General features: G+C 65.9%; 12 protein-coding genes. 3 read left to right on the top strand and 9 right to left on the bottom strand.

The window, feature by feature from the left end:
- The first annotated feature begins 543 nt into the window (after positions 1 to 543).
- The gene (locus AC3FJ6_RS20805; RefSeq protein WP_488773550.1) at positions 544 to 1,071 is read left to right on the top strand and encodes a hypothetical protein; all 528 of its coding nucleotides are present in this window, start codon (positions 544 to 546) and stop codon (positions 1,069 to 1,071) included.
- A gap of 81 nt (positions 1,072 to 1,152) precedes the next feature.
- Here the strand turns inward: AC3FJ6_RS20805 and AC3FJ6_RS20800 are convergent, their stop codons facing one another.
- Positions 1,153 to 2,088, bottom strand: coding sequence for a recombination-associated protein RdgC (locus AC3FJ6_RS20800; protein ID WP_400395996.1), 936 nt, complete (start codon positions 2,086 to 2,088; stop codon positions 1,153 to 1,155).
- A gap of 175 nt (positions 2,089 to 2,263) precedes the next feature.
- Entirely contained in the window at positions 2,264 to 2,863 is a 600-nt protein-coding gene (locus AC3FJ6_RS20795) for a BPSL1445 family SYLF domain-containing lipoprotein (protein ID WP_488773549.1), read from the bottom strand.
- A gap of 212 nt (positions 2,864 to 3,075) precedes the next feature.
- Here AC3FJ6_RS20795 and AC3FJ6_RS20790 point away from each other — a divergent pair, with 212 nt between their 5' ends.
- Positions 3,076 to 3,570: a hypothetical protein gene (locus tag AC3FJ6_RS20790; RefSeq protein WP_488773548.1), complete on the top strand. Its 495-nt coding sequence runs from the start codon at positions 3,076 to 3,078 to the stop codon at positions 3,568 to 3,570.
- Between the two features lie 43 nt (positions 3,571 to 3,613).
- On the opposite strand, the gene AC3FJ6_RS20785 is transcribed toward AC3FJ6_RS20790, so the two are convergent.
- Both AC3FJ6_RS20785 and AC3FJ6_RS20780 read right to left on the bottom strand, forming a co-directional pair.
- Positions 3,614 to 4,447 carry an aldo/keto reductase gene (locus AC3FJ6_RS20785; protein WP_488773547.1) on the bottom strand — a complete coding sequence of 278 codons (834 nt, stop codon included), beginning with the start codon at positions 4,445 to 4,447 and terminating at the stop codon, positions 3,614 to 3,616.
- 129 nt (positions 4,448 to 4,576) lie between these two features.
- Complete coding sequence (locus tag AC3FJ6_RS20780; protein WP_488773545.1) at positions 4,577 to 4,975, bottom strand: tautomerase family protein; 399 nt, start codon at positions 4,973 to 4,975, stop codon at positions 4,577 to 4,579.
- Positions 4,976 to 5,128: 153 nt separating this feature from the next.
- On the opposite strand from AC3FJ6_RS20780, the gene AC3FJ6_RS20775 reads away from it, so the two are divergent.
- The gene (locus AC3FJ6_RS20775; protein ID WP_488773544.1) at positions 5,129 to 6,019 is read left to right on the top strand and encodes a LysR family transcriptional regulator; all 891 of its coding nucleotides are present in this window, start codon (positions 5,129 to 5,131) and stop codon (positions 6,017 to 6,019) included.
- 67 nt (positions 6,020 to 6,086) lie between these two features.
- On the opposite strand, the gene AC3FJ6_RS20770 is transcribed toward AC3FJ6_RS20775, so the two are convergent.
- From AC3FJ6_RS20770 to AC3FJ6_RS20750, 5 genes are all read right to left on the bottom strand, one after another.
- Positions 6,087 to 6,773: a Fe2+-dependent dioxygenase gene (locus tag AC3FJ6_RS20770; protein ID WP_488773543.1), complete on the bottom strand. Its 687-nt coding sequence runs from the start codon at positions 6,771 to 6,773 to the stop codon at positions 6,087 to 6,089.
- Between the two features lie 73 nt (positions 6,774 to 6,846).
- Positions 6,847 to 9,135, bottom strand: a complete 2,289-nt coding sequence (locus AC3FJ6_RS20765) for a TonB-dependent receptor (RefSeq protein WP_488773542.1) — start codon at positions 9,133 to 9,135, stop codon at positions 6,847 to 6,849.
- A 384-nt stretch (positions 9,136 to 9,519) separates the two neighbouring features.
- A complete protein-coding gene (locus tag AC3FJ6_RS20760) occupies positions 9,520 to 10,491 on the bottom strand; it encodes a Bug family tripartite tricarboxylate transporter substrate binding protein (protein WP_488773541.1) in 972 nt (323 codons plus the stop codon).
- A 174-nt stretch (positions 10,492 to 10,665) separates the two neighbouring features.
- The gene (locus AC3FJ6_RS20755) at positions 10,666 to 11,139 is read right to left on the bottom strand and encodes a DUF2147 domain-containing protein (RefSeq protein WP_153947237.1); all 474 of its coding nucleotides are present in this window, start codon (positions 11,137 to 11,139) and stop codon (positions 10,666 to 10,668) included.
- Between the two features lie 813 nt (positions 11,140 to 11,952).
- A complete protein-coding gene (locus AC3FJ6_RS20750) occupies positions 11,953 to 12,411 on the bottom strand; it encodes a hypothetical protein (protein ID WP_488773540.1) in 459 nt (152 codons plus the stop codon).
- Between the last annotated feature and the right edge of the window lie 485 nt (positions 12,412 to 12,896).

Genomic DNA, 12,896 nt, shown 5'->3' with positions numbered 1-12,896 from the left:
TTTTGACCCGATTCTACGCGTGCTTCGCTTTCAGAATCGCCTCAAAGACGCTGGGCAAATGGCCGCATACGATCGTTCGTGGATCTCAACCAAGGAGAACGACACGATGCGAGCCGTAGTAGTGCAACAGCTGGGCGAAGTCCCGCGCTTTACCGAATTCCGCGATCCCGAGCCGCGCGCCGGCGAAGTCATGGTGCGCGTCTGCGCGGCGGTGATCCGGCCGGCGGACCTGGCCATCGCGCGCGGGCACCATGCCTGCATGCCGCTGGAATTGCCCTATGTCTGCGGGCGAGACGGCGTTGGCTACCTGGCCGACGGGCGGCGCGTCTATTTCCGCGCGGGCCGCAGTCCGTTTGGTGCGATGGCGGAGTTCGTGCCGGCGCAATGGGTGGTGCCGATCCCCGACCCGGTGGCCTCCGCCGACGCCGCCGCATTGGTCGGGCCGGCGCTGGCGGCGTGGCTGCCGCTGGCGGCGCGTGCGGACCTGGCACCGGGGGAGACAGTGCTGATCCTGGGGCAGCCGGGCTGGCGGGGCGCCTGGCCATGCAGGCGGCGCGGCTGCAGGGCGCCGGGCGTGTCATCGTGGCGGCACACCGGATCGACCTGCAGACCATGCCGGGCGCCGATGCGCAGATCGACCTCGGCCAGGCGCCCAGCCTGCTGCAGCATGCGTTTGCCACCCATGCCGCCGATGGCATCGACGTCGTGCTCGATTTTGTCTGGGGCGAGACGCTGGAGCTGCTGCTGTCGGCGCTGGTCCAGGCGGATGGCGTGTCGGCCCTGCCGGCCGACCACGCCACGCGTGTGGTGTCCGTGGTCGATCGCCGGGCGGCCAGCGTCATGCTGGCGCCGATGGCGCTGCGCGATTCACGCGCGGTGCTGATGGGGTGCGGCGCCGCCAGCCATCCGCCGGCCGAAGACCTGCGCTTCCTGGTGGAGGATGTCCTGGGCTGCATGCACGCCGGCTACCTGTCGATCGACCCGCCCGGGCAGGTGCCGATGGGCGAAGTGGCGTCCGCCTGGCGCCAGGCAGGCGAGCCCGGCCAGCGCGTGGTGTTGACGCTGGACTGAGCGGGCTGCTCCCACCCCGGCCCGGTGAATGCACCGACCGGGCGGGGCGTGGGGACGGTCAGGGGAACGGTGGAACGGGGCTCAGGCGGCCTTGCGCAGGTCAGCCGGCATCGCGCCTTCGGCCTTGCGCTCGCCGCCGAGCGCGTCGGTCAGGTCGGCCAGCATGCCCGCGAGTTCGCCGGCCATCAGCGCGAAATCGGCGTCAAAGCGTTCGTTCTCGTCGTGGAGCGTGGCGTCGGCCTGTTCCTTGATCACGTCGAGCGGATTCACGCGCTTGACCGCCAGCGCGTCGGTCAGCACGAACGACACGCGGTCGTTCCAGGTCATGGCCAGCCGCGTGCATCGCTTGCCGGCTTCGATATGGCGCCGCAGGTCCTCGGGGTCGAGCGGATGACGCACGTAGCGCACGGTGGCCTTGGTCTCGCTGCTCGATTGCAGTTCGATTTCCTGATCGACCGTGAAACCGGCCGGGGCGGTGTCGGTGGCCAGCCACTCGGTCATGGCCGCAACCGGCGACAGGTTGACCTGCAGGCCCACCACGGGCAGCGGGTCGATGGCCTTGAACAGCATGCCGCGCACTTCGTCGGCCTTGGCCGTGCCGGCGGCGTCGATGGCCAGCCAGCCGTTGACGGGGTCGATCCATACGCGCGTGTCGCGGCGGATGCTGAAGGCGCGCGGCAGCAGTTCCTCGGTGACCTGCTCCTTCAGTTCCTTCAGCTGCTTGCGGCCCGGCTTGAAGCCTTGCTGCTCCTCGATCTCGGCGGCGCGCGCCTTGGTCACCTGATTGACCACGGTGGCGGGCAGCAGCTTCTTTTCGGTGCGCAGCACCAGCAGCATCTGCTTGTTGACGCAATGCACAAGCTGGTCGTTGTCGCGCGGCGACGCCCAGCCCTGGGTCTGCATTTCCAGGCTGGTGCCCGGATAGAACGCGTGTTTGGCCAGGCAGGCCTCAACATCGTCTGCACTCAGCGTCCACGGGGCGGAGAAACGATGAATCTGGAGATTCTTGAACCACATGAGAATTCGGCCTCGCGTGCGGGTTGGAAAATTGGCAAGGGACGAATTCTAACGGCTTGGCGCGGGGGTGAAACGAAGAAAAGCGGCGCCCATGTTACGGAATGCAAGAGTTCCGCAACGTGGGCGCCGTGTGGTACGCAACGGATGGGCGCCGGGCGGGCGCCGGACCCGCCTGTCAGATGTTGAGCTTCGAGATCTTGGTGCCTTCCAGACTCAGGCCGGCCATCAGGCCCGCGTTGGTCATGGCAAAGCCGATGATCGGCTGCTGGGCGGTGTTGGTGTCGATCTGGCCATTGGCACCGATCGTGGCCAGCGCCACCGTGGCGTCGGCGCCAACCTGCCAGCCGCTGCTGCGCACGAACTTGTCGTAGGCTTCCTGGGTCATGAACATCAGGATGAAGGCCTTGGACTGTGCGCCGATCTGCCAGCCGACCGAGCCCGAAATGGCCCGGTAGTAGCCGCGGTCCGCACCGCCGGAACGAAGCACGCCGTCGCCGTACTCGCCGCCGACGATAAAGCCCGCCGACAGCAGTTTCGGGAAGATCAGGATGCCCTTGGCCTTGGCGCCCAGATCCCGCGCGCCGTTGGTCGTGGAATAGAGGCGGTTCAGCGTGTCAGTGGCGCCCGTGTCGATCTCACGGCGTTTGGACGCCGCGTCGCCCGAGTCTTTGGGGCCGGTGAAGCTGCATCCTGCAAGCGACAAGGCGCCCACGGACAGACCGGTGAGGCCGACAACCCCGGCACTGCCGGCGGACAGGAAGGTTCGACGTTTCATTATTTCCTCCAGGAGGGTTCATGTGTTGCAACCGCCTCTAAAGCATAGGCTGGCAAGGCACATCCGCAAATGCGATTTTGTCTGACACGGAGGGGACAGGCCTCTGACATGACTTGGTCATACTTTCTTGCAAATCGGCGGAACTTGTTCCGGAACCGGGCGGATACCATACCGGTCTGTCGACAATCTATCCGCCAACCGCCCCCATACCCATGTCATTCCAGAAGTCCAACGTCCAGCCCGTTTCCCGTCTGTCGAACCCCCATGCTGCAGTGCAGCGCCCGCGTGGATGGCGGCGTGCCGGCGCGCTGGCCATGCCGCTGGCGGCACTGCTGCTGGCCGCCTGTGCGTCCCAGCCGGCGGTCGAAACGGCCGAAGCCAAGCAGGAATCGGCCCAGATGAACGCCGGCTGGCAGGCCGAGCGCGCCAAATATATGGATTGCGTGCAGGACCGCGCCAGCGACGGCGCCAAGGGCAAGGGCACCTCGAAGGAGGTGGCTGCCGGCGCGATCGACGCGTGCAAGGGCCAGCTGAAGGTCATGCACGACGCCTTCCAGTCGTACCTGTCGGCGCAGATGAGCAGCGCGCACGGCCAGACCAGCGCTCGCCAGGCCGCCGAGCGCGTGACCACGGACACCCGCGAGAAGGCCCGCACCTACCTGACCCGCTACGTGGAAGTGGAACGCTACAAGGCAGGCCAGCACTGAGCGCGGGTTCCACCTCGTCCTATTGGCCTGAAACGGCTCCGCGTCACAGCATCGCCAATGGCTGCGCGTGACGCGGCGGCGCGAACAGCGTGTCCAGTTCGGCCAGCTGGCCGGGCGTGAGCGTGATATCGAGCGCGCCCATGTTCTCGCGCAGGCGGTCGCGCTGGCCGGTCTTGGGAATCGCAATGATGTCGTCTGACGCCAGCAGCCAGGCCAGCGCCGCCTGCGCGGGCGTCATGCCATGCTTCGCCGCAAAGCCCTTCAGGCCCGCGTTGCGCAGCAGCCGCGCCTGCTCGATTGGCGAGTAGGCCATCACCGGGACGTTGCGTTCGCGCAACCATGGCAGCAGGTCGAACTCGATGCCGCGCCGGCTCAGGTTGTAGAGCAGCTGGTTCACCGCTACCGCATCGCCCCCCGGGGTGTCCCAGAACTCCTCCATATCGGACAGGTCCAGGTTGCTGACGCCGAAATAACGGATCTTGCCGGCCGCCTGCAGCGCCTGGAATGCCTCGATCGTGTCCTCGAACGGTACGTCGCCGCGCCAGTGCAACAAATACAGGTCCAGATGGTCGGTGCCCAGCCGGCGCAGGCTGCGCTCGCACGCCGCCACCGCGCCCTTGCGGCTGGCGTTGTGCGGATAGACCTTGCTGACCAGGAAGGCGTCGCCGCGGCGGCCCGCCAGGGCCTCGCCGATCAGCGATTCGGACAGGCCTTCGCCATACATCTCGGCGGTATCGACCAGCCGCAGGCCCATGTCCAGGCCCATCTGCAGCGTGGCGATTTCCTCGGCGCGCGTGGCACGGTGGTCGCCGATATTCCAGGTGCCCATACCCAGCGCGGGCACGCGCTCGCCGCCGGGTAGCGTGACTTGTTTCATGCGATGCCTCCGGTATCGGGAAACTTGCCCTCCACACTAGTGAACATCGCCACCCGGCACAAGCGCACCGCCCGCACGGCACTTTTTACCTGACTGCAGCAATCGGTGCAGCGCGGGCCGCGCCGGCCATCAGCGGTGCTGGTGCCGGAATTCCTGGGTCTTGCCGCCATAGCCATAGGCGGCCGCGCGCGCGTCGATCACATGGATATAGGACACCTCGTTGACATCGCCGATCAGCTCGGACAGCGCGGCATGCGACTGGCGCAGGTAATCGGCTTTCTCGGCCTTGGTGTTGGTCTCGTCGGTCACGCTGATGTCGAGCTGGAAGGCGTTGCGCCCCTTGTCATGGTCGGACAGCGGCTTGCCGCCAATGAACCACTGCTCGCGCGGGATGAACGTCACGGTGGTGGCAATCACGGGGGCTTCCTTGCCCAGCACGCGCTGGGTCAGTTCACCCACCATGGCCACGGCGCGGCGCGTCAGTTCGGTATCGGGATGGCCGGAAATCTGCAGGGATACGTGGGGCATGACTGGCTCCTTTCGGGTTTGGGTTTCACGTTGCGGCGCGCTTGCGGGTTGGCGTATTGGCGTGCTGCGGTGATGTCATCGTAGGCGTTGCCTTGAAATCGGAAAAGCGGGAATATACGATGCCATCTATCGGAATAGCCGAAACTTCAAATCATGCGCGGATTCGAAACGGACCAGCTCCGAACCTTTGTGGCCGTGGCCGAGAGCGGCAGCCTGTCGGCCGCGGCGCCCCGCCTGTTCCTGTCGCAATCGTCGGTCAGCGAGCAGTTGCGCAAGCTGGAGGAGCGTGCCGGCGTGCCGCTGCTGACGCGCGGCAAGAAGGGCGCGGCGGTGACGCCGGCCGGGGCGCGGCTGCTGGACTATGCCCGGCGCATCCTGTCGCTGAACGAACAGGCACTGGCCGAATTGCGCGGCCAGACGCTCGATGGCGAACTGCGGCTGGCGGTGACCGACTATTTCCGCCCCGGAGAAATCGCTGGCATGCTGCGGCGCCTGCGCGACCGCTATCCCTACCTGAAGCTGCACGTCACGGTCATGAAGAGCGCCGCCATCGAGGCGGCGGCCGAGATGGATGCGTTCGACATCGGCCTGAGCATGCGGCTGATCGGCGCGCGCGGCGCGGAAAAGACTTCGGGCGCCACACGCGGCGGCACGGTGCTGCGGCGCGAGGCGCTAGCCTGGGTGGCCGCACCGGAAATTTCTGAAGAACCCCAGGCTACGCTGCCGCTGGTGTTGCTGCCCGATACCTGCTCGATGCACCAGTTCGTCGTGCAGTTGCTGATGCGGCGCCGGCGTGAATTCGAGATCGCACACTCGGCCTCGGGCGTGGCGGGCCTGCATCTGGCGCTGGCGGCCGGGCTGGGCGTGTCGTGCCTCAACGCATCGGCCATCGGACCCGGCGTGACGCCGCTGGATGCAGCGGACGTGTCCGGCTGGAAGCTGCCGGCACTGCCTTCGGCGGAGTTCTATCTATTAGGGGCGCGCCGGGGCGAGAGCGAATTCATCGGCCAGGCGCGGCAGGCGCTGGCGGAGCAATTTGGCTGAACGGCTAGATGGGGCTAGATGGCGCCGATGGGCCAGGTCAGATCGGGGCGGGCCAGGGCGGCCGCGCTCAGGTCTCGCTCCACTGCCGCAGCAGGTTGTGATAGCAGCCAACCAGGCTGCGCCGCGCGCGCGCGTCGGCGTTGGTCTGGTTGAGCGTCTGGATCGCGTTGTCCATGTCGAACAGCAGCGCGCGCTGGCCGTCGTCGCGGATCAGGCTCTGGATCCAGAAAAAGCTGGCCACCCGCGTGCCGCGCGTGATCGGTGTCACCTGGTGCAGGCTCGTGGCCGGGTAGACCACCATGTCGCCGGCGGCCAGCTTGACCGCGTGCACGCCGTACGTGTCTTCCACCTGCAACTCGCCCCCGTCGTAGCTGTCGGGGTCCGACAGGAACAGCGTGGCGGACACATCGGTGCGCAGCTTGCGCCCGGTGTGCGGATGGATGCGCACGCCGCCATCGACATGGGCGCCGAACGTCATGCCCTCGCTGTAGCGGTTGAACATTGGCGGATAGACGATGTTCGGCAGCACCGCACTAATAAATAGCGGATGGCGTTCCAGCGCGGCCAGGATCAGGTGCTGGCACTGGGCGGCCACTTCGGACCTTTCGTCGATCTGCTGGTTGAACTTGACCGGCGCGCCGGAATAGCCGGCCGACACGCGGCCGTCCACCCAGGCATCGCCGGCATGTTCCAGCTGCGCCAGCACCACGGCCACCTGTTCGGCGTTGAGAACCTTCGGAATACGAACCAGCATCGGAGACATCCGGTTGGGGCCGGGGGCAGGCCATGGCGAAACAGCCAGGCGCGGCGTGCGGCCCCGGCGGCGCTTACATGCGATAGGTGAACGACAGCATTGCGGTACGGCCCGTGCCCGGCACCGACCGTCCGCCGTCCGACTGGATCAGCGCATCGTAATACTTCTTGTCGAAGATGTTGAACAGATTCAGGCGCACGTCGTACTTGGGCTGGTGGTAGGCGATCATGCCGTCCCAGCGCACAAAGCCGCCAACCTGCACCGTATTGGTATTGTTGGCATAACGCTGTGACATGTAGAACGCCCCGCCGCCCACTTCCCAGCTTGGCAGGATGGCATAGCTGGTCCATGCCGTGGCCGTGTGCTTGGGCGTGTTGGTCGGCACCATGCCCTGCGTGCCGGCCGCGATACCGCTCTTGATCTCGGCATCCAGGTACGTATAGCCCGCGAACACCTGCCACTTCGGCGTGATGCGGCCGGTCACGCCGGCGCGGAAGCCATCCACCTGGATCTTGCCGGTCAGCGCGTACGTGGTGGCGTCGATCTGGCTGCGCGCGTTGTCCTTGGTGATGCGGAAGATGGCCGACGTCAACGACAGGTTGCCGCTCATCAGATCCCACTTGCCGCCCGCCTCGTAGGCCTTGTTCTTTTCGGGGTCCAGCGACTGCTGCCCCACCGTGCCGACCAGCTGTTCCAGCGACGGGTTGAACGACGTGCCGTAGGAAATGTAGTACGACTGCGTCTCGGTCGGCTGCCAGATGCCGCCCAGGCGCACGCTGGTGAAGTGGACGTCCTGGCTCGCGTTGGGCAGCACCGTGCTGCCGGCCGTGTTGCCGGAATTGACCGAGTTGCTGATGCTGGCGATGTACTTGTCGTAGCGCAGGCCGGCCACCGCCTTCCATTGCTTCGAGAACTCGATCGAGTCGTTGGCGTAGACGGCCACCGTGTTGGCAGAGCCGCCCTGCAGGTTGCCGGTGCGGGTGGCCACGCTGGCCGGCGAATCCTGGTACGGCGGATCGATGACCGGCGTGCACGCCACGAAGCCGGACGTGCCCGTGGCCGGGTTCAGTGGCGTACTGCCGCAACTGCCGTTGCGGTAGTAGTTCTGGTTGTTGTAGCCGTCGTGGCCCAGCTCCAGGCCGGTCAGCAGCGTGTGCTTGACCGGGCCCGTGTCGAACTTCGCGGTCAGCTCGGTCTGGTTGAAGATCGAGTAGTCGCGGATGTTGCGGTCATGGCTCTGCTGGCGCACGTACAGTTGCGACAGCGGCAGGTTGGTGGTGGTCAGCGCGGTAAAGGCGCCCGCCCCGTTGATCGATCCCACCGCGTTCGGCGCGGTCTCGCGCGCATCGGTTTCCACATAGTTGAACGCCGTGACGTTGCGCAGGCGCAGGTTGGGCGAGAACTTGTGGTCGATGGCGCCATTCAGCGACACGATGTTCTGGCGCGTACGGTCGTTGTTGAAGCCGTAGTGCGTATTGCGATCGACGTTGACCGGATGACCGTTGATGGCGGGCAGGCCGTAGTCGGGCATGTCCTCGTTGTGCTGGAGCAACGCCGACAGGGTGATCTCCGTCGAGGTGCCGATGCCAAAACGCCACGACGGCGCGATGCCGAAATCCTGCACGGTCATCTCGTCGCGCGTGCTCGGCTTGCCGTCCTGGGCCATGGCCGAGATGCGGAAGGCCGAGGTGTCGCCGGTGGGCGTGTTCACATCGGCCGTGGCCCGCACCAGGCCGTTGGTGGTGACCGATCCGGTGACCTCGGTGGCGGCCTGCAGCTTGGGCTTCTTGGTGACCTGGTTGATCACGCCACCCGTGGAGCCGCGCCCGAACAGCATCGACGACGGGCCCATCAGCACTTCGACCTGGTCCAGCGCGAAGGTGTCGCGGTAGTACTGGCCGCGATCGCGGAAGCCGTCCAGGTAGATGTCGGTGCGCGCCGAAAAGCCGTTCAGGTTGATGTTGTTGCCGATCTGCCCGCCCTCGGCGCCGCCGATGGTGATGCCGGGCACGTTGCGCAGCGCATCGGCCAGCGAGCTGGCGCCCTGCGATTCCATCAGCGCCCGGTTGACGATCGTCACCGATTGCGGCACATCGCGCAGGTCGGCCGGCAGCTTCGACAGCTGACTGCCGATGGGGTTGAAGTCGTCGCGGGCGGCGGAGCCCTGGACCGTGACCTCACGCAGCGTTTGCGGCACGGATTCGCCCTTTTGCGGCGCCGATGGGGCGGTAGATAGGGCGGTCGATGGGGCAGGGGCTGCGGCGGGCGCCTGCTGCGCCGGCTGAGCGGCTTGCTGCGCGAAGACGGCGGGTGCGGCAAAGAGGGCCACCAGCGCGGTAGCCACAGGGGTGCGACGGAGCATTGTCAGTTCCAGTGCGCCCCGTACTGCCGGGCCCTTTACCGGCTTCACCACCGGGGCTAAATGTTCGGGCGATCGGCAATATAAATAGGAACCATTCTCGTTGCAATCGCGTTGCGTGGCGATCACAGACACGCTGACGCGTATTCGGATGTCTGCAAGATCAAACATCGGAAGCTGGCCTAACGGTGGTATTGGGCAGCGTTGCGCACATTGTCGCCACGATCTGTCAAATCTGACAAGGTCCTGCAGCATGCAAACGGCCCGCATGTCGCGGGCCGCTTGCAGACATAGGATCACCGGGGCCGGTGATCGCACCCGAAAAAAGTTTCGGATGGGGCGTTGGCCGACGATGAGTCCACCATCGGCCGGCCCATTCCCTGCCGGTCAGTCGGCCGTCATGTTGGCGTTCTTGGCGATACGGCCAAGACGTTCGCGCTCCGTCTTGATGAAGGATACGAAGCTCTCCACCGAACCGCCGGCCGGCTCGATCCCGTTCTGGATCAGGCGCTCGCGAATCTCGGGGTTCTGCATGCCGGCGCTCAGCTCGGCATTGAGCTTCTTGATGATCGCGGGATCGGTGCCCTTCGGCGCGAAGATGCCGGCCCAATGGCCGATGCGCACTTCAGGCAGGCCCTGCTCTGCGGTGGTGGGGATGTTCGGTGCGGCGGGCATGTGCTTGTCCCACGTGGCACCCAGCGCCTTGAGCTTGCCGGCCTTGATCTGCGGCAGCACCACGATCGATGCCTCGGACGTGGCGGCCACCTGGTTGCCGATCACGGCGGTGATGCTTTCCGAGCCGCTCTTGTACGGCACCACGGTCAGCTGCGCACCATTTTCCTTAAGCATTTCTTCAACGAAATGCGGTGTGCTGCCGCTGCCGGCGGTGGCAAACGGCACGCCGCCCTGCTTCTTCGAATATTCGATCAGTTCCTTCACGTTGTTCGCCGGCAGCGACGGCGATGCCACGATCACCGACGGGCTGACCGCGATCAGGCCTACGGGCACGAGGTCGTCGGGCTGGTAGGGCATCTTCGTGCGGATCAGGCTGTTGGTGACGGTGCCCACGGCACCCACCAGGAACGTGTAGCCATCGGGCTTGCTCTTGGCCACGTAGTCGGCGCCCACGATGCCGCCGGCACCGGGACGGTTTTCGATCACCACGGGCTGGCCAATCCGCTTGCTGACGGCGTCGGCCCCGGCGCGTGCCACGAGGTCATTGGCCCCGCCGGCCGTGAACGGCACGACAAACTTGATCACGTGGTTGGGCCAGGCATCAGCGGCGTGGGCGGTGGTGGCGATCAGCGAGGTGGCGGCGAGCGCCAGGGCCAGCGTGCGGCCGCGAGGGGACAATGGCATGCTTAGTCTCCGGTAGTTGTTGTAAAGAGGATCGGGGGATCGATCTTACCGAACTAAGCTGTGAGTTTGCTGAATGGCGTGGGTGGCGTCGTTCTTGCTGCGCTTTTTCCGTGTCGCCCGTGCGCCGTTCGTGCGCCACAGCAAGTGCGGCGCGCGGGCGATGGCATCAGCACGTCACTGCTGGCGCACCCAGGTCTGCGTCCGGCCGATCAGGCTGATGCCGATGAAGCCGCGCACGTTGAGCTTCTTGCCGTCGTCGGCCATCGACATCTTGCACTTGTACAGCTTGCCGGTCTCGGGGTCCAGGATCTCGCCGCCGGTCCATTCGTTGTCGCCGGTCTTGCGCAATCCGGTCAGCAGCGTCATGCCGATGATGGGCTGGTCCTTGCGCGCGTCGGTGCATTTGTCGCACACCTTGGGCGGGCCTTCGGACGGCACCAGGCTCTTCACGAGCTTGCCGCTGTACACGCCATCCTTCTCGGTAATCTCGATCACGCCGCGCGGCTTGCCGGTGGCGTCGTCGATGGTTTGCCATGTGCCCGCCGGGGTGGCTTGCGCCATCGCCAGGGCGCTGGCGGTGAGTGCGGCGGCGAACACGGCGGCGCGGGCGGTATGGCGAAGCAGGGCGCGGGGGTCGGTCATGCGCATGAAGATCTCCAGTTCAGTGTCGCGATGGCGGATTCGCCAGTGCGCGGCGCGGGTTATGTCCGGTCGGTAAGGTTGCAGCCAGCCGGCAGGTCTGACACGCAAGTCGTACACGACGTGCAGGATGCCGGCTTCCGGTCAGCACGATTGCGACGGTCCGCAATGAACCGCGTGCCGCGCTGGCCGGCATCGGCATCGCGCGACGCCAATCTACTGGCGCGCGTCGTTCGCTGCAATCTCCCGCATCCATTTGCGTACGCACCAGAGCGTACCGCGGCACCCCCTGCAATCGCCCGCCCGGCGGCGGCTGGCCTTGATTTTGTCCTGCAACAAGCACCGCGCGGGAAGCGTACCCGAGACATTCCTCTAGCCGGCCCGTGGCGCAGGGGCGCCACACCCGCGCGCGCCACCGACGCCCGGACGCGCGGTCGCCGCGGTGTCTCTGGCGACGTCGGCCGACCGGCTGCGCGGCGGCGGTGACGGCATCGGTAGGAACCCGAATGCGCGCATCGTCAGCAGATCAATGATCGTGCCTGGCGGATGGTTGACAGCGCAGCAGTTTGCCGGCGGCCACCGACGCGTCGAACGATGGACAATCGATGCGCGCCGACCGATGCGACGCCGCCGCGCACGGTGAGTCGACGGCAGGCGCACCGGTTGCCGAAACGCCGGCGGTGCACGGCGATCGCTCGGTCCGCACGATCGCCCGACCGGCCGACCGACGACACGACGCGCGATGCGATGCCGGACAAGCGCGGGGCACCGCGACCACCAGTTCGTACGCGCGTCGACACATCATCCATCGCACGACTGATGTCAAAACGCGGGTGTCGATACGTGTCGATACGCGTCGATACGTGTCGAAGAGGGAAACCGTTGCGTAGGCGCATCACTCCTTCGTCGTGCTCGCGCAACTGTCTGATCGACGCACGCGAGGCTCACCGACACATCGACGCGACCGCCGCTCGATCGGCTTGTCGAAGGGCGCGCGCGCGTCTTGCCAAGGCACTGGCGCGTGACCGCCGGCGTCCCAGGATCGCTCTGTGCGATGCCACCGGGCGGCACGCTGCCGCGCCACTGCGTGTGTGTCGGAAAGCCAATATTCACGCGGGTTTCCAGTCGGCACCGATCCATGCGAAGCGTCGCCGTGATGTCGCGCATCGGCGTGCCGCGCAGGCGGTTGGACGACGCGCGCGGAGGGTGCGAACACACGCTGCGCAGTCGCGTCGCCAGGTGTTCTTCCACCATCGAAACACACGCGTGATGGAACTTCATTTGGTGTACGCGCGTCTCGATGAGAGAGCGTATCGATGGTGTTGTGATCGGCGTGCGCGCGTGAATTAGATCGATTCGTTCTTGCGCGCAAGTTTTTTTGCACTTTTTTCTTAACATCATCGAGCAAACGAATTATGATTCGCCTTGACAAGAGTCTCACTTCATTGCATCGATGTGTTTGACGAAGCGGGCGTCGCAAGAAGGCAAGCAAGAAGCAACGATGACGCGATGCTTTGTCGCAGTGAATGCGGGTAGCCGAGGAGCACCAGAACTTTGACGCAGACCGGGCCGATCAGGCTTCTTACAACGCGTGCAGTCTCCTGTGGCCCAGTGACGGGATGGGCGAGCTACCCCCGTGGAATTACCGTCTGCAGTGCGCGAGGCGAAGCCCGTGCTGCAGACCTGCTGACCGATATCTCCTCTATTCAGGCTGCGCGCCGACACGATGTGCGGCGCGGGCCGATCGAATATTCCAGGGCACGGCA

It is taken from the genome of Cupriavidus sp. 94F1, from assembly GCF_057798875.1.
Note: the sequence above shows the minus strand (reverse complement) of the source record. Positions and strands in the feature narration are given on the sequence as shown.